The organism is Thalassospira sp. A3_1 (assembly GCF_017744215.1).
Classification (GTDB): domain Bacteria; phylum Pseudomonadota; class Alphaproteobacteria; order Rhodospirillales; family Thalassospiraceae; genus Thalassospira; species Thalassospira lucentensis_A.
On sequence record NZ_JAGHQQ010000001.1, the window covers coordinates 1,123,448 to 1,139,907 of the forward strand.

At 53.2% G+C, this 16,460-nt stretch carries 16 protein-coding genes; 11 read left to right on the forward strand and 5 right to left on the reverse strand.

All coding sequences use genetic code 11. The features are described 5' to 3' along the window. Positions 1-27: 27 nt before the first annotated feature. Complete coding sequence (locus tag J7395_RS05015) at positions 28-972, reverse strand: DMT family transporter (protein WP_209220718.1); 945 nt, start codon at positions 970-972, stop codon at positions 28-30. 246 nt (positions 973-1,218) lie between these two features. Here J7395_RS05015 and J7395_RS05020 point away from each other — a divergent pair, with 246 nt between their 5' ends. The 10 genes from J7395_RS05020 to J7395_RS05060 all read left to right on the forward strand — a co-directional run bounded on the left by J7395_RS05020 (position 1,219) and on the right by J7395_RS05060 (position 9,111). Next, positions 1,219-2,160 (forward strand): LysR family transcriptional regulator, encoded by a 942-nt coding sequence (locus tag J7395_RS05020; RefSeq protein ID WP_062960411.1) that lies wholly within the window; start codon positions 1,219-1,221, stop codon positions 2,158-2,160. A gap of 75 nt (positions 2,161-2,235) precedes the next feature. Beyond that, positions 2,236-3,228, forward strand: coding sequence for a UDP-glucose 4-epimerase GalE (gene galE, locus J7395_RS05025; protein ID WP_209220719.1), 993 nt, complete (start codon positions 2,236-2,238; stop codon positions 3,226-3,228). Between the two features lie 84 nt (positions 3,229-3,312). After that, positions 3,313-4,218 carry a glycosyltransferase family 2 protein gene (locus J7395_RS05030; protein WP_247741962.1) on the forward strand — a complete coding sequence of 302 codons (906 nt, stop codon included), beginning with the start codon at positions 3,313-3,315 and terminating at the stop codon, positions 4,216-4,218. Between the two features lie 154 nt (positions 4,219-4,372). Continuing rightward, the gene (gene ppa, locus J7395_RS05035) at positions 4,373-4,897 is read left to right on the forward strand and encodes an inorganic diphosphatase (protein WP_062950116.1); all 525 of its coding nucleotides are present in this window, start codon (positions 4,373-4,375) and stop codon (positions 4,895-4,897) included. 139 nt (positions 4,898-5,036) lie between these two features. Further along, positions 5,037-5,333, forward strand: coding sequence for a macro domain-containing protein (locus J7395_RS21050; protein ID WP_348541214.1), 297 nt, complete (start codon positions 5,037-5,039; stop codon positions 5,331-5,333). Next, a complete protein-coding gene (locus tag J7395_RS21055; RefSeq protein ID WP_348541207.1) occupies positions 5,287-5,598 on the forward strand; it encodes a macro domain-containing protein in 312 nt (103 codons plus the stop codon). Before J7395_RS21050 ends, J7395_RS21055 begins: the two co-directional genes overlap by 47 nt. Before the next feature lie 57 nt (positions 5,599-5,655). Further along, positions 5,656-6,153 carry a L,D-transpeptidase family protein gene (locus tag J7395_RS05045; protein ID WP_348541215.1) on the forward strand — a complete coding sequence of 166 codons (498 nt, stop codon included), beginning with the start codon at positions 5,656-5,658 and terminating at the stop codon, positions 6,151-6,153. A gap of 69 nt (positions 6,154-6,222) precedes the next feature. After that, positions 6,223-7,197 carry a DUF2333 family protein gene (locus J7395_RS05050; protein ID WP_209220721.1) on the forward strand — a complete coding sequence of 325 codons (975 nt, stop codon included), beginning with the start codon at positions 6,223-6,225 and terminating at the stop codon, positions 7,195-7,197. Positions 7,198-7,360: 163 nt separating this feature from the next. Further along, positions 7,361-7,930 (forward strand): NifU family protein, encoded by a 570-nt coding sequence (locus J7395_RS05055; protein WP_062950109.1) that lies wholly within the window; start codon positions 7,361-7,363, stop codon positions 7,928-7,930. Between the two features lie 194 nt (positions 7,931-8,124). Further along, positions 8,125-9,111, forward strand: coding sequence for a glucosaminidase domain-containing protein (locus J7395_RS05060; RefSeq protein ID WP_209220722.1), 987 nt, complete (start codon positions 8,125-8,127; stop codon positions 9,109-9,111). Positions 9,112-9,188: 77 nt separating this feature from the next. Here J7395_RS05060 and J7395_RS05065 read toward each other — a convergent pair whose 3' ends face one another. The 4 genes from J7395_RS05065 to J7395_RS05080 form a co-directional block, all read right to left on the reverse strand. Beyond that, positions 9,189-9,650 (reverse strand): hypothetical protein, encoded by a 462-nt coding sequence (locus J7395_RS05065; protein WP_209220723.1) that lies wholly within the window; start codon positions 9,648-9,650, stop codon positions 9,189-9,191. Positions 9,651-9,753: 103 nt separating this feature from the next. Then, the gene (locus tag J7395_RS05070; RefSeq protein ID WP_209220724.1) at positions 9,754-10,272 is read right to left on the reverse strand and encodes a hypothetical protein; all 519 of its coding nucleotides are present in this window, start codon (positions 10,270-10,272) and stop codon (positions 9,754-9,756) included. A 40-nt stretch (positions 10,273-10,312) separates the two neighbouring features. Beyond that, a complete protein-coding gene (locus tag J7395_RS05075; protein ID WP_062960404.1) occupies positions 10,313-12,580 on the reverse strand; it encodes an NADP-dependent malic enzyme in 2,268 nt (755 codons plus the stop codon). A 295-nt stretch (positions 12,581-12,875) separates the two neighbouring features. Then, positions 12,876-13,373, reverse strand: a complete 498-nt coding sequence (locus tag J7395_RS05080) for a hypothetical protein (RefSeq protein ID WP_209220725.1) — start codon at positions 13,371-13,373, stop codon at positions 12,876-12,878. 184 nt (positions 13,374-13,557) lie between these two features. Between J7395_RS05080 and mutS the strand changes: the two genes are divergently transcribed. After that, positions 13,558-16,281 (forward strand): DNA mismatch repair protein MutS, encoded by a 2,724-nt coding sequence (gene mutS / locus J7395_RS05085; RefSeq protein WP_209220726.1) that lies wholly within the window; start codon positions 13,558-13,560, stop codon positions 16,279-16,281. The last annotated feature ends 179 nt before the right edge of the window (positions 16,282-16,460 follow it).

The following is a 16,460-nucleotide window of genomic DNA, read 5'->3' on the forward strand; positions in this document are numbered from 1 at the left end:
CCCGCATTGGACATAACCGGGTGTGCGCTAAACCTTTGCCGTCGCGACCTTGCTGTCATCATCGTCATTGTCATGCCCGGCGGGAGTAACAGGTACCGGTTTTGCGCCGCCTTTATAGTCAAGCAAGGCAACCGCCAGCACAACAATCCCTGCACCGATAAAAATGACGGGCACGGGCACCATGTCAAAAAAGATCAGATCCATCGCTACCGAAAACGGCAAGGCCGTATAAGCCGCCGGTGAAATGACACTGGCATCGGCCACCCGGACAGCACGCAGGACCATATAATTGGTCAGCATGGCAAAAAAACCTGCCCCGGCGGAATAAAGCCAGTCAGCAAGGGCGGCTGGTTGCCACATGATAACCGCGACCGGCACCCAGATGACAATGGCAACAATCTGTGGCCAGAACAGCATCGAAAAATTCGTCTCTGTCCGGGTCATCACTTTGGCAAAAAGCGTCTGGGCGGAAAAACAGAACGCCCCGATCAGAGCGGCGGCAACGCCCAGCGGCACGCCAAACCCGTCCATCTTCGGCACACACATCACCCAGACACCTACAAGGCCAAGCAGGGTGGCAGTCACTTTGCGCGCTGTCAGCTTTTCACCCAGGATCACAACCGCCAGCATCACGGTCAGCAATGCTTCGATAAACAGATAGGCGTTGACCTCGGCAATGCTCATCTGCCTAAGCGCAAAGAACACAAAAAACAGCGATCCATACCACAACATCCCGCGTGCCAGATGGGCATAAGGCCGCTTTGTCCGGATCGTCCGGGTACCGATAAACGTCAGGATGACCAAGAATACAGCCACTGTGGTTACCGCACGCATGGCAAGGATCTGTGCGGTCGGCACATCATGGGATACCAGCTTGGCACAGACATCGACAAAAACGCCCGATGCCATCGCCGCTGTCATCCATAAAACGCCGCGAAAATTACCGCTGAGGCGCAAAAGCGTCCCGGTCATTACCTTTGATCCTGATCACTGAAGTAAAAAGGGGGTTTCCGACAGCGGGGAGACTGCTGCGGGGTGGCGCAAGGAGACTATCTATTGATCAGCCGGAAACCCTTTTCATTCATCAGTGTGCCCGCAAAAATTGAAAAATACGAATGAGGACTTTTCAGCGATTGATGAGAATTTTTTGCCCCAAACCACTTTCAGGCCTGCTACACAGGAACGAACCATAAAAACCCTGTCCTACGGAAATGTTCGATGCGCCGCAAACTGCCCCCATTACGCGCGCTTGTCGCCTTTGAAGCCACCGCCCGCCACCAAAGTGTTAAGGCGGCAGCCGAAGAACTGCATGTCACGCAAAGTGCGATCAGTCATCAGCTTCGCCAACTCGAAGAATGCCTCGGCGTTGTCCTGTTTGTCCGCAAGGGACGTGGTTTAAGTCTAACAAAATCGGCAATACAGCTACTGCCCCGTCTAACCGAGGCACTGGACGGCATTGCCGACATAACCGGGGAAGTTGGCCCGGACAAGGGAAAGGCAATCCGCATCGGTGCACTGGCAACCCCTGCCTTGACGGTTTTGCTGAACGAGCTTGGCGGCCTGCAGGCCCGCATGCCCTCCGACATCCCTGTCCAGTTTCGCAAAATCGAATTTGATGATGATCTCGATCCGCTGGAAATTGATATCGCGCTTCAGATCGCGCCAAAAGATTTGCCGGGTCTGGATGGCTGGGTCACGGAACTTCTCACACCCGAAATTTACAATGCTTTTGCCGCGCCGGAATGGCTGGAAAAGCGCGGGCTTGATCCTTGCAATATCAATGTCGGTTCACTCGGCCCACGCGATATCCTGCTGATCGACAGCGATAGCGAACAATTTTCCCAGATTGCAAACTGGTTTGATCAGGCAACCTTCTCGCTCGATGATTGCTGGACCTTCAGCCATCACATCTGGGCACTCGAAGCCGCTCGCGCTGGTCAGGGGATCGTCGCCAGCACTGATGTCGTTGCGCGCAACTTTGTTGACCGCGGCGAACTGGTACCGCTTAATTTCCCCGATTTCGTATCGCACTGGTGGTACCGGCTACTCATACGCCCGGCTAGGGAAAAAGACCCTGCTGTAATCGCGACCGCCAACTGGATCCGCGAATTGATCAACCCGCATACGGCATCGCTGAAACGTAAAATGCTCAAGAAATAACCTAAGCATTCCCTTATATTTCTCCCGATGCCACCTAAACAACGCGCCGGGATATTGAAAAGAGCATCGGATTGTATGGAAAAAATACTGGTAACGGGCGGAGCCGGATATATCGGTTCCCATATTTGCTTGAAATTGCGCGAAAGCGGTTATCAACCTGTCGTTCTAGACAATCTGTCAAACGGTCATCGTGATGCACTCGCCAACGATATTCCCTTTGTTCGCGCGGACATTCGCGACCGCGCCGCTCTTGATGATACTTTCAAAACATTCCGGCCAACTGCGGTCATTCATATGGCTGCCTTGATTGAGGCGGGCCTTTCGATGGAAGAGCCAGCCAGTTTCTACGAAGTCAATACAGCCGGCTCCCTTAACCTGCTTGAAGCGATGCGGCAGCATGGATGTTGGCAAATCGTTTTTTCGTCAACCGCAGCCGTATATGGCAATACCAATCTGGAAATGCTTGACGAGACCCTGCCAGTTCGACCTGAAAATCCGTATGGTCGCTCAAAGGCGATGATCGAAACAATGCTCGCAGACTTTTGCTCAATATATGGCTTCCGCGCCATTGCCTTGCGTTATTTCAATGCTGCCGGTGCCGATCCTGCTGGCCGTGCAGGTGAAAGGCATAATCCTGAAACACATCTTATCCCGTTGGCACTCTCGGCAGCTGCCGGACAGAGAAATGGTCTAAAAATATTCGGCAGCGATTATGACACGCCCGACGGAACCTGCATTCGTGACTACGTTCATGTTGATGATCTGGCAGCAGCCCATATCAGGGCTCTTGATTATCTGATCGCTCAGACGAATTCCTTTTTTGATATCGTGAATATCGGAACTGGAAAAGGTTGTTCCGTAAGTGACATCTTGTTGTTTTGCCAAGAAGTGACTGGTAGCAAATTTCCGATATCTACTACGGTACGTCGCCCCGGTGATCCGGCAAGGCTGATTGCCAACCCGGCAAAGGCGAAATCATTGTTAAACTGGACACCAAGATACGCAGACCCACGCGAAATGATTTCTCATGCATGGAGCTACTATTGTGACAACTCCGAAAAGTCATGAATGAACACAAATTGGTAACGTGTTCATGTGATATACGATTTTGTGAGTTACAACTTTTTTATAATTGACCAAACGGAGCGAAAATTGGCTCCTGCATCAAGAACCACCGGGGACACTGGTTCTATGCATTACTGTAATTGGGGGAATTACGTGCATAAGGTTTCTGTGATCGTTTCGACCTATAACTGGCCCGAAGCGCTTGAAATGGTTTTGCAATCGCTGATCGACCAGAAAGACAGCAATTTCGAGGTGATCGTGGCCGATGACGGGTCCGGTCCGGAAACAGCAACAACCATTGCCCGTTTGCAGCAAAAGTCTCCGGTACCAATCAAGCATTTCTGGCAGGAAGACATCGGTTATCGCCTGTCACGAGTCCGCAACGGCGCAATCAACATCGCAGAAGGTGACATTATCGTCTTTACCGACGGTGATTGCTGCCTCATGCCCGATTTCGTATCAAGTCACCGCAAAGCAGCCGAACCAGGTTGTTTTGTCACAGGAAAACGCGTTTTCCTCAAGCGACGATTCACCAACTTGGTTATGGAAAAGCGCTTTGCATTCCATAAATGGCCTCGTGCCCTTCTGTTCATACTGGGCCTTTCCGGGCAATGCAATCGCCCCTTTCAGTTCATGCCAATCCCGCAAAAAGATGAGAGTCTTTGGGCTCATCAAAATTGCTGGAAAAAAGCACAAGGCTGCAACATCGCGGCTTTTCGTCACGACATTCTGGCAATCGGTGGATTTGACGAAGCCTACGAAGGACACGGATTGGAAGACTCCGATTTTGTGTTGCGCATGATCCGGTCAGGAGTCAGACGGAAATCTGTCGAATACAGCTCACCTGTGCTTCACCTTTATCACGGACGTTCGATTGGGCAGCGACATGCAAACAAGTCAAATAACGGTGCTTATTTCAAAGAGCTTGAAGCAGATATTCACCGGTTCCAGCCAAGAAAAAGCGCGCTCATCCCGATTGCTGCTTCCGCATAAGGCTGTCGAACCGATACCGGCTCTTGGAACGGCACAGATTTCGCGATAAAAGGGGCCCCATAATTTACCGCACCCTAGGGTTTCTCGGGTGTCAGTGCGTTGCCATCACCCCGGAAACGGGCATTTGATCAAAGAATGAAAGGGATTTTCCCACATGGATCTCAGCAAGATTGCCGTTGGCAAAGATGTTCCTTGGGACGTTAACGTCGTCATCGAAATCCCGCAGGGCGGGCCGATCAAGTACGAAGTCGACAAAGACTCCGGTGCTGTCTTCGTTGACCGTTTCCTGCATACCTCGATGTATTACCCGGTCAATTACGGTTTCATCCCGAACACTCTTGGCCTTGACGGAGATCCGGTCGATGCCATGGTCATGTTCCGCGAGCCTGTCGTCGCCGGTTCGGTTATCCGCGCCCGTCCGATCGGCGTACTGATGATGGAAGACGAAGCCGGTCAGGATGAAAAACTGATCTGTGTACCGCACGATAAAATCGATCCATATTACACCGATATCAAATCCCATGAAGATCTTCCGCAAATTCTGCGCGATCAGATTCAGCACTTCTTCGAGCGTTATAAAGACCTTGAGAAAGGCAAATGGGTTAAAGTCACCGGCTGGGAAGGCGCTGAAAAAGCAGCCAAACTGATTGAAGAAGGTGTGACGCGTCTCGGCAAATAAGCCGGTTGATGTGTAATGGCTTTTACCGCCCCGCCCGGTTCTTCCGGTGCGGGGCGGCGTTATTTTGACATGAAACCAAAAAAATACATAATCTCAATTGGTTGGGGGATCTATCCGGCAAAGGATTTGTTCTGTGTCTATGTCTTCTGACAAGCGATCATATCGAACTCCATCCGCTACGATACATATCGTTGAAGCCGATATTACCGGCCTTGAAGTCGATGCCATCGTAAATGCTGCGAACGAGGTTCTTTTGCCCGGTGGCGGTGTTTGTGGTGCCATACATCGTGCTGCCGGGCCGGAACTAACGCGTGCATGTAAACCCTTGGCCCCCCTGTCCAACCGGCCATGCCCGTCTGACGCCAGCATTCAACCTTCCAGCCCAATATGTGATCCACACAGTCGGGCCTGTCTGGCACGGCGGAGATCAGAGTGAGGCCGAACTTCTCTCATCCTGTTACCGAAATTCCGTTCTCCTGGCCCGGCAGAACGGGCTGCGATCCATTGCCTTTCCCGCCATTTCCACAGGTGTTTTCGGCTACCCCGAGGATCTGGCTGCAAATATTACCGTATCAACCTTGCGTGACCTGATTGCCGCTGAGACTGCGTTGCCACAAATTTACCTTTGTTGTTTTTCAGCATCTTCCCACGATTTTCTCCAAAGCGCCCTGACATCAATACGTAATGTATCCGGGATTTAGAGTTTCGAACCGATGCACAGTAACCTGCTACTCACTACCCCGTTCGAACCTGTCGAAATGATTGTCTCGACAGATGGATTGCTCCACTTTGAAGATAGGGAATTTCGCTGTGCGCTTGGGAAAAAGGGCATGGTATCTTCCGATGCCAAGACTGAAGGAGACGGCAAAACTCCAGCAGGAATCTGGCGGTTGCATTATGTCATGTATCGTTCGGATCGTCGGCCCTGCCCACACACCGATCTTCCGGTAACGACGATTTCCTTTTCAGACGGCTGGTGCGATGATCCAGCCCATCCCGATTACAACCGACCTGTAAAGCTGCCGTTTGATGCCAGCCACGAAAAGCTGTTTCGTGAAGACGGGCTTTACAACATCATTGTCGTGCTTGGGCACAATGACAATCCACCTGTCCCCGGCAAGGGTTCAGCAATCTTCATGCATATTGCCCGACCGGACTACAGCGGTACCGAGGGCTGCATCGCCCTATCAGAACACGATCTCGAAACCGTGTTGTCGATGTGCACCGCAGAAAGCTATATCCGGATCGATATGTAAAATCATGGACTTGCCGTCACGGCAATGACACCCTAGTTTCATGCGGTAAGACATTGACCGGGACGGATCATGATTGAAGACGATTATCTCTACAAAAAAGACGGCATTTCCGGCTTCGGAGCACGCATGAGAAGTGTTTTCGGATCGCGCAAGTTCTGGCTGCGTGGCCTTGCTGTTCTTGTATTGGTTGCTGTCGTTTATTATCCGGTCGGCATGGCCATCGTGCACAAGATCGATGATAATCCTGATTTCACAGGTAACTATCAGGGTGGCAGTCATTCGGTCAGCACCGCGTCCGCCCTGATTAATCGGGAAATCAATCAGAACCGCTGGACGGCAAACGATCCCTTTTTCCTGCCAAGTGCCGCATTGGATAACATGCCGAACTTTCAGACCGGTATTGTCTATGCCCTGTCGCGCTTTGCCATTGAGCTGTCCGATCAGATCGGTCGGACTCGCGGGTCCAGTCAGGTCGATCCGGATCTGGATGATGCCGCTGGGCTCCTGAAATTCCGCGGCGACAAATGGGTTTTTGATCCCAGCATATCCCTATTACCAGGGGTTACCTCCGAACAGCAATACCGTCAGGCAATTGCCGCACTTGACCGTTACAACCAGCGCCTGGAAGACGGTCAGGCCGTTTTTGAACGCCGTGCCGACAATTTGCAGGAAACCCTGAATCGTTTTGCCAATGACCTTGGGTCCGCCTCGGCCCTGATTGATGACAAGGTCGAAGACCCGTCATTGTTTGATCGCACGGCAGATGACGTATTCTACGCCACCAAGGGGCGTCTTTACGCTTACAGCCTGATCCTGCGTGATCTGGGCACGGATTTCGAACAGGTCATCAATGAACGTCAGGTTGCGCCAGCTTGGGCAGAAATGATCGGATCGCTTCAGGCTGCTGCCGCACTTGATCCGCTGGTAGTCGTCAACGGTTCGGCTGATGGCATTATTTTTCCCAATCATCTGGCCGGGCTTGGCTTTTACCTGCTTCGCGCCCGCACCCAGATGCGTGAAATCAGCTCTATCCTGCAGCGATAAAACTGGCTCCCTAACATCGGGTAGCAGATCACGAATACCTGAGTTGCGCGCTCAGACTTGATCTTTTCCTGTTTTTGCCCCATTTAGGGCCTAACCAGATGAAATAGGGAACGCCGTGCGGGCAGGTTTTGCCCCGGCACCCAGAGTGAGAGGACAAGCCGACATGTTCATTCAAACCGAACCGACACCGAACCCGGCGACACTGAAATTCCTGCCCGGCGAGGATGTCATGGGCCGTCAGGGCACCGCCAACTTCACGGTAACCGATGCTGATGTGAAATCACCGCTGGCCCGAAAGCTGTTTGAAGTTGAAGGCATCACCGGGGTGTTTCTGGGTGGTGATTTCATCACCATTACCAAGGATGATGCCAAGGACTGGCAGACGCTGAAGCCACAAATCCTTGGCGGTATCATGGAGCATTACACCTCGGGACAGCCAGTTCTGGATCAGAATTCCGGGGCGGCCACAGGTGCAAGCACTGCGTCCGATGGCGACGATGAACTGGTCAGTCAGATCAAGGAACTGCTTGATACCCGTGTGCGCCCGGCCGTGGCACAGGATGGTGGCGATATCGTCTTCCACAAGTTCGAAGATGGCGTTGTCTTCCTTGAAATGCATGGCGCATGTTCCGGTTGCCCCAGCAGCACCGCGACGCTGAAAATGGGTATCGAAAACATGCTACGTTATTACGTGCCTGAAGTTCAGGCCGTTGAACCAGTCATGGCTGACTGATTTCCCGATTCGCAAAAATTTTTCCCGCCCGGCGCGCACAAAACGCGATGCCGGGCGTTGTCATTCCGCGCCCAACGCAAACGTGGTTAAGGGAAAATTAACCTTTGTGATATTGCAGGTTGCGATTAAACCTGCGGACGGGCATAGATAACGGCTCTTTTGAACCGACAGTTTTACTGATCTGGAGAAACATAATGAATAGCGCAAAAGAAGGCAGTTACCGTAAAATTGCGCTTGCTTCAGTGTTTGGAGCAGTAGGATTACTGTATGTTGGTATTATTGGCGGATGGGATGTGACACCGCCCCCAAAAGGAATGAGCTTTGATGAAGTGGCTGCAACCACCGTTGCACCGGAAAAGAAAAACGTCAAATCGCTCTACCGCCGCGATCCGGAAGTGATCGCGCTTAACCAGTATTATCAAAGCATCGGTTACAGCCTGTCGGGTGTACAGGAAATTCCGCGCGTCTATATCAAACGCGTCCCGAAAGGCCTGCGGGATTTGGCATCGGTTGACGAACGCAAACAGATTTTCCTGCGTATCATGTTGCCTCTTTCTCTGCGTGTGAACGAGGAAATCATGGCACGTCGCGAACGCCTGATGGCCATCCAGAGCAAGAAATATTCCGGTGACCCGATCAGCTCGGCTGAAAAAGAATGGGTTGACCAGATGCTTAAACGCTATCGCGTAACCGACGGTGGTGTGACCGCACTGCTGGAGCGCATCGATATCATTCCGCCCTCGCTGATGCTTGCACAATCAGCGGAAGAAAGCGGCTGGGGCACCTCCCGGTTCGTGCGTAAGGGCAATGCCCTGTTCGGTCAGTGGGCCTGGGATGAAGAAGGCATCGTTCCCGAGGACCGTGCTGAAGGCAAAACCCATGTGATCAAGTCGTTCAACAGCCTGATCGATAGTGTTCGCGCCTATGCACGCAACATCAACTCGCATCCGGCATATGCCGAATTGCGGGCCGAGCGCGCCAAGCTTCGCGAAGGTGGTGAAGTGGTGCTTGGCTGGGACCTCGCGGATACCCTGACCAAATATTCCGAGCGCGGTGCAGAATATGTCGACTCGCTGCATGCGATCATGCGCGTAAACAGTCTGGAGGCATTTGACGGGATCGGGTTTGCATCCGGTGACATTCCGCCACCGCCAAATGTTTTGGCTCTGCTGTCAGACTGATTGCGCGGACCATGTAAGAAAGAAGGGACCGCGCATGAGCCGGTCCTTTTTTATATTTGCCGAAGGATATTGCGGATTTAAGGCCTGTAAATCCAGCCCTTCTCGGATTTGACCAACCTGATTTCACTTTCAACGATACGTCGGTCACCGGCTTTGAAATCGCCTTCCTTCAGGGCCAGCATCTTGGTCTTCACGAGGTCGATCGCCTCGCTAACCGTATTGCCAACCGTATCAAGATCACCGGCCGACTTACCCTTTTCCGTCACATCATCTGCGAAATCAGCAATCGAACGATCAAATACCAGCTCGTAACGCACCATGACGGTCGTTTCATCATTTGCTTCTTTGATGCTGTTGGTCTTGGTCACATTTTCAACGTGGCCGACTTTGGCATACGGATCATCACGAAACCGTTCGATCACTGCTGTGGTGATTTCATCCCCGGTTGGCCCTTCCGTCGTCGCATCATCACAGGCAGACAATATCGCCAGCGACGGCAAAATCAGGAAAAATGCAAAAAAACGGTTGATGCGCTGCATCTATAAGTTCCTTGTACCTGAATGCGGTTTATGGCGCCGACCTATTACAGTCCGATGTGGCAGAAATCGGGTCAATATGCCGGTAACGAACCAGTATCAATCGTCAGGGTTGCCCAACCCATTTCCCTTTTATCTTAACGAAATCGATCTCGCGGACCACGTTAAAGCGCTGACCTTTTTCAAATTCACCATAAAGACTGGTTAGCCCTGTCAATTCGACAGTTCCAATAATACCAAGATGATCCCGAAACCGTTCGCGTTCACCCCCGGAAACCGAACCCGGATCGGCCAATATGCGGATGGCTCGGGAGAAATCCATGTCAAACACAAGTTCATACCGAACCGATACGCGACTGCGATCACCGGCAATCGGTTCGATCCCCGAAATCCTGACATCTTCAAGATGCGATACCAACCCGATCAAGGCTTCTTCATGCGACTCTTTCAAGTTGGCTGTAACGATCTCCGGCAATGGCCCGGATTCATTGCAAGCAACCAGCATCAATAGAACGGCACAAAATCCGATGCGCCATTTGCGTATAAATTCCAACGTCTCGTTCCCACGATTAACGGTTTTTTTGTTATATAACAGCCTCTTAAAGTAAAATGGCGGAGATTGCATCCGCAATTCCGCCATTTCAAAAATATTGTTTTGCTGAGGTTTAGCCGTGTTCGGCCTCGTGTGCGGCCAATGCAGCCAAATTGACAAGGTCGTTGACCGTACTGCCCATCTGGGTGATCTGTGCCGGCTTCTCGAGCCCAATCATCACCGGACCAACAACCGTACCACCGCCCAGCTTGTCCAGAAGCTTTGACGCTGTTGTCGCCGCATGAAGGGCCGGCATTACAAGCACGTTGGCTGGACCGGAAAGGCGGCAGAACGGATAAAGCTTCAACAGTTCGGTATCAAGCGCCACATCCACCGCAATATCACCATCGAACTCAAAGTCGACATTACTGCGTTCAAGGATGCCAACCGCCTCGCGGATACGGTCCGTATCAGCACTCCAGGGGTTGCCAAACGTCGAATGCGACACCATCGCCACGCGTGGCTCATGACCAAGCTGACGGGCTTTCTCGGCCGCCTGGATCGCAATCTCGGCAAGCTGCTCGGCATCAGGCATGTTATGCACGCGCGTATCCGCAATAAACACGGTGCGGCCTTTGGCAATTGCAATCGAAAGACCCATCGGGATTTCACCCGGCTTGGCATCAATTACCGAACTGATATCGGTAAAGCTGCGATGGAAGTTGCGCGTCAATCCGGTAATCAGGCCGTCCGCATCACCTTTTGCCACCATGACAGCGGCAAAGACGTTGCGCTTCTGGTTGACCATACGCTGGCAATCACGCCACAGGAAACCTTTACGTTGCAGGCGGCCATACAGGAACTCGGCATATTCCTTGTTCTTGTGCGAAAGTGCCGCGTTGCTGATTTCAACGCCTTCAAGGCTTTCAATACCAAGCGATTTGGCCGATTCAGCGATCCGGTCCTCACGCCCGATCAGGATCGGGGTACCATAACCGGAATTGCGATACGCCACCGCTGCCCGAATAACCGTTTCTTCTTCGCCCTCGGCAAAAGCTATGCGTTTCGGATGCGCCCTTACATAGTCGGAAATCAGCTGCAGATGTGCCGCAGTCGGGTCAAGGCGCCCGCGCAGCTGATTTTCATATTCGGCCATATCGATGATCGGGCGACGTGCCACACCGCTATCCATCGCGGCTTGCGCAACGGCCTTGGGCACCGCAATGATCAGACGCGGGTCAAACGGTGCAGGAATGATATATTCCGGACCATATTGCAGGCGACGACCGGAATAAGCCGCCGCAACCTCGTCAGGAACATCTTCACGCGCCAGCGACGCCACCGCGTGGGCCGCGGCAATTTTCATGTCTTCGTTGATTGTCGATGCCTGCACATCAAGTGCACCGCGGAAGATATAGGGGAAGCCAAGTACGTTGTTGATCTGGTTGGCATAGTCCGAACGACCGGTTGCACAGATAGCGTCATTGCGGATCGCAGCGACTTCTTCCGGACTGATTTCGGGATCCGGGTTTGCCATGGCAAAAATAATCGGCTTTTTAGCCATGCTTTTAACCATGGCCGAAGTGACCGCCCCCTTAACCGATAGGCCAAAGAATGCATCCGCCCCGTCCATCGCTTCTTCCAACGTGCGGGCATCTGTTTCGGCGGCATGGGCTGATTTCCACTGGTTCATGCCATCTTCGCGGCCTTTATAGATAACCCCGCGCGAGTCACACATGATGACATTGTCGGGCGAGACACCCATGCTTTTGACCAGTTCGCAACATGCGATGGCCGCAGCACCCGCACCGTTGATGACCAACTTGATGTCTTCAAGCTTGCGCCCGGTTAGGTCGCAGGCATTGATCAGACCGGATGCGGCAATAATTGCTGTACCATGCTGGTCATCATGGAAGACCGGAATATCCATCAGTTCGCGCAGGCGTTGCTCGATGATGAAGCATTCCGGGGCCTTGATGTCTTCAAGGTTGATCCCGCCAAACGACGCGCCAAGGAAGCGCACGCAATTGACGAACTCGTCGACGTCTTCGGTAGATACCTCCAGGTCAAAACCGTCAACATCGGCAAAACGCTTGAACAGGACCGCCTTGCCTTCCATTACCGGCTTGGATGCCAGCGCACCCAGATTGCCAAGTCCCAGAACGGCCGTACCGTTTGAGATCACGGCAACGATATTGCCCTTGGACGTATAGTCATAGGCCGTCGCCGGGTTCTTGGCAATTTCGAGGCATGGCACCGCCACACCTGGTGAATAGGCAAGTGAAAGATCGCGCTGTGTGGTCAGCGGCTTCGACGGAGTGATTTCGATTTTTCCGGGGCGGCCACTTGAATGAAACAGCAGCGCTTCGCGGTCACGAACCTTGATTTCTGAATCTGACATGTATTTTCACTGACGCTTGCGTGGTGGGTTGGAAAGCGGTGAGGATCTGTATTCTGTATTCCGGCAATCAGGTGTGGAGCCATCCTGCCGGACCGCCCAATAAATCAGGCTTCGCGCCCCGGGTCAAAGGCGACGTTAACGGCAACCGCAAAATTACGTAGCGTTTTCCGTATGTTGCAGCGCATCATAATCCAACAAAACATGAAAAAGGCGATCACTCATGATCGCCTTTGACGTTTCACCAAACGATATCCGCTACAGTGAAAAAATCCGACATACGTGCCAGATCAAGGAACTAGCCCTGATGCAGGTGGATATTTTCCGCACCATACTTTTTCAGGATTGAGGTCGCCGTGGCTTCTGCATCGTCGTTGTCGGGATCAATCCTCACCCAAAGGATCACAGAACCGGCATTGATCGCACGTGCGAAATCCTCGGTATGCGGAGTGGATGTCACTTCTTCGATAAATTCTCGCAGTGCTACTGCGCCCACACCGGCACCAATCGCAAGTGCCACCGGCGCGGTTGCCGCCCCGCCAAACAGCGCAATGGCCCCCGATGCCACCAAAGGCACCTCGTATTTTGCTTCACCAACCAGTGCGGTCAGCACATCGGACCAGGACCGACCATCCGCCCCGGCAACATCGATCGATTCATGGGAACTTAAAACCGACAGATCCGTGCGCGAAAATCCGCTATCGCGCAATTCCCGAACCGCGGCATCAAAGCTGTCTTTTGTCTCGAACAATCCAACCAGTTCCGGTGCCTGACGGGTCGCTTGGTCTGCTGCCATCTTCTTAGTCTCCTTGGTCACTGGTCAAAGGACGGCAAATCAGCGATGATCGCGCTGCTTTGCTGCCTGCGTATCTTAACATATTTTACAGAAAATCAGGCATTGCAATGGCATAGGTCAAAAACGGCTACCGGGCCGTTTCATCCCCTCGTCAATGCCTTCAGGGTTTGCTATCACACTCGTCATGAACAATATTGCCGATCCTTCCGATACCAAAACCGTCCCACTTTCGTTCGATACTGAAGGTGCGACCCCGATGATGATGCAGTTCCTTGAAATCAAGGAACAGTATCAGGACTGCCTTCTGTTTTACCGGATGGGCGACTTTTACGAGCTGTTCTTCGACGATGCCGTGAAAGCGGCCGAGGCGCTCGATATCGCACTGACAAAACGCGGCAAGCACCAGGGTAACGAAATTCCCATGGCCGGTGTTCCGGTCCACAGTCACGAAACCTATTTGCAGCGTCTGATCCGCAAAGGTTTCCGTGTTGCCGTTTGTGAACAGATGGAAGACCCGGCCGAAGCCAAAAAACGCGGTGCCAAATCCGTGGTCAAACGGGGTGTCGTTCGTTTGATCACGCCTGGTACCCTTACCGAAGACAGCCTTCTGGATGCCCGGCGCCATAACTATCTGGCCGCCGTATCCGAGGTCCGCGGTAAAGTCGGTCTGGCGTGGCTTGATATGTCGACTGGCGATTTTTATGTCCAGCCCTGCGATATGGGGGGGCTTCCGGCTGCACTGGCACGTCTTGATGCAGGTGAACTTCTGATATCGGACAAACTTCTGAACCGTTCGGAAATGTTCGATATCTATGCTGAATATAAAAACATCATTACCCCGCAGCCCGCATCGCGCTTTGATGCCGAAAATGCCCAGTTGCGCCTGAAGAAACTTTACGAAGTCGCCGCACTTGATGCATTCGGCGGCTTTGAAGTTGCCGAACTTTCCGCTGCCGGTGCCCTGATCGATTATGTCGATCTGACCCAGAAGGGCCAGATGCCGCGCCTTTCTCCACCGCAACGCATGGCTGCGGGTGCCGCGATGGAAATCGATGCCGCCACCCGGCGGTCGCTGGAACTGACCCAGACCCAATCAGGCGAACGCAGGGGATCGCTTCTTTCGGTCATCGACCGGACCCGGACGGGTGCCGGCGCGCGGTTGCTGGCCGCCCGCCTGTCCGCACCACTGACCGATGCGAGCACGATCAATAAACGTCTTGATCTGGTTTCATATTTCCATGATCGCGATGCCCTGCGGTCCGATTTGCGGTCCGCCCTCGACGAATGCCCCGATATTGAACGTGCGCTGTCGCGTCTTTCGGTAGGCCGTGGCGGCCCGCGCGACCTTGCTGCGATGCGCGATGGCCTGGCCTGTGCCTTTGCAATTGGCAACCTTCTGCACAAGCCCGATGGCGGCAATGACGGGCTAACGACCCAGCCTGCTGCACTTGTCGATCATCTGACCGATATGGGCCATCACGGCGATCTGGTTGATTTGCTGCGCCGGTCGCTCAGCGAGAATCTGCCGCTGCTGGCACGTGACGGCGGCTTTATAGCGGGCGGCTATCACCCACCGCTTGATGAACTGCGCATGCTTTCAAGCGAAAGCAAAAAGCTGATCGCCAATCTTCAAGCCCGCTATACCGAACAAACGGCCATCACCAGCCTTAAGGTCAAGCACAACAACGTCCTTGGCTACTTCATCGAAGTACCGGCCAAGCAGGCCGACCGGATGATGGAAATCGATGAATTTATTCATCGCCAGACCATGGCTAATGCGGTCCGTTTTACCACAGTCGAGTTATCCGAACTCGAAAGCAAGGTTTCCAAGGCCGGGGATCAGGCGCTTGCGCTTGAACTTGAACTGTTTGACACACTGGTCTCAAATGTACTTGAACATGCCGATGCCATTGCCCGCTGCGCACAGGCGCTGGCCGAACTTGATGTGTCGGCCGCCTTGGCCGAACTGGCGCGTGATCAGGGATGCATCCGCCCGACCATTGATGACAGCCTTGCCTTTGATATTCGTGGTGGTCGCCATCCGGTGGTGGAAGCCGCCCTGCGCGAAAATGGCGACAGCCCCTTTGTCGCCAATGACTGCCGCCTTGAAGGCGAACAAAGCCTGTGGCTGATTACTGGCCCTAACATGGCCGGTAAATCGACTTTCCTGCGGCAGAATGCCCTGATCGCGGTTCTGGCCCAAATCGGTGCCTTTGTGCCCGCTGAAACCGCCCATATCGGTGTGATTGACCGGCTGTTTTCGCGCGTCGGGGCAGCGGATGATCTGGCGCGTGGCCGGTCGACCTTCATGGTTGAAATGGTCGAAACCGCCGCCATCCTTAATCAGGCATCCGATCGTTCACTGGTGATCCTTGATGAAATCGGGCGCGGCACGGCAACATTTGATGGTCTTTCAATTGCGTGGGCGGTTGTTGAAAACCTGCACGAAGTCAATAAATGCCGTGGCCTCTTCGCAACCCACTATCATGAACTCACAGCCCTTGCCGCCAAGCTTGCCCATCTGTCCTGTCACACCATGCTGATCAAGGAATGGCAGGGCGAAGTCGTCTTCCTCCACGAAGTTGGCGCGGGCAGTGCGGATCGGTCTTATGGCATTCATGTCGCCCAGCTTGCTGGCCTGCCCAAACCGGTAATCAAACGCGCCGAACAGGTGCTTAAGACCCTTGAAAAGGGCGAACAGGGCGGTGCCGTTTCAAAACTGGCTGACGATCTGCCGCTTTTTGCTGCCGCGATTGAGCAGGTTAAACAGGAAGAAAAAGTCAAAACCCCGGCATTATCGCCGTTACAGAAGGCTCTTCTGGACGCGGTGGGTGAAATCGATCCCGACAACATGACCCCGCGCGAAGCCCTTGACGCGCTATATCGTTTGCGTGCCATGCGCGATTGATTCCGGGTCGCCGAAAAATAACGGTCGGTCATCGCATTAAAAGCAGGCACTTTGCCCTTATATCAGGCAAGTGCCTGTTTGCTTTTTGATGCTACACTCTCTGGAGGGCCGCTTGCGACTGGCATTGGCAATACGGCATGCCATATGCATTGGGACATGCCCAAAGGGCAACCTGCCTA

Coding starts and splice junctions, on each gene's coding strand:
- J7395_RS05015 (WP_209220718.1), bottom strand. CDS start 972: ATGACCGGGACGCTTTTGCGCCTCAGCGGTAATTTTCGCGGCGTTTTA.
- J7395_RS05020 (WP_062960411.1), top strand. CDS start 1,219: ATGCGCCGCAAACTGCCCCCATTACGCGCGCTTGTCGCCTTTGAAGCC.
- galE (WP_209220719.1), top strand. CDS start 2,236: ATGGAAAAAATACTGGTAACGGGCGGAGCCGGATATATCGGTTCCCAT.
- ppa (WP_062950116.1), top strand. CDS start 4,373: ATGGATCTCAGCAAGATTGCCGTTGGCAAAGATGTTCCTTGGGACGTT.
- J7395_RS21050 (WP_348541214.1), top strand. CDS start 5,037: ATGTCTTCTGACAAGCGATCATATCGAACTCCATCCGCTACGATACAT.
- J7395_RS05045 (WP_348541215.1), top strand. CDS start 5,656: ATGATTGTCTCGACAGATGGATTGCTCCACTTTGAAGATAGGGAATTT.
- J7395_RS05050 (WP_209220721.1), top strand. CDS start 6,223: ATGATTGAAGACGATTATCTCTACAAAAAAGACGGCATTTCCGGCTTC.
- J7395_RS05055 (WP_062950109.1), top strand. CDS start 7,361: ATGTTCATTCAAACCGAACCGACACCGAACCCGGCGACACTGAAATTC.
- J7395_RS05060 (WP_209220722.1), top strand. CDS start 8,125: ATGAATAGCGCAAAAGAAGGCAGTTACCGTAAAATTGCGCTTGCTTCA.
- J7395_RS05065 (WP_209220723.1), bottom strand. CDS start 9,650: ATGCAGCGCATCAACCGTTTTTTTGCATTTTTCCTGATTTTGCCGTCG.
- J7395_RS05070 (WP_209220724.1), bottom strand. CDS start 10,272: ATGCAATCTCCGCCATTTTACTTTAAGAGGCTGTTATATAACAAAAAA.
- J7395_RS05075 (WP_062960404.1), bottom strand. CDS start 12,580: ATGTCAGATTCAGAAATCAAGGTTCGTGACCGCGAAGCGCTGCTGTTT.
- J7395_RS05080 (WP_209220725.1), bottom strand. CDS start 13,373: ATGGCAGCAGACCAAGCGACCCGTCAGGCACCGGAACTGGTTGGATTG.
- mutS (WP_209220726.1), top strand. CDS start 13,558: ATGAACAATATTGCCGATCCTTCCGATACCAAAACCGTCCCACTTTCG.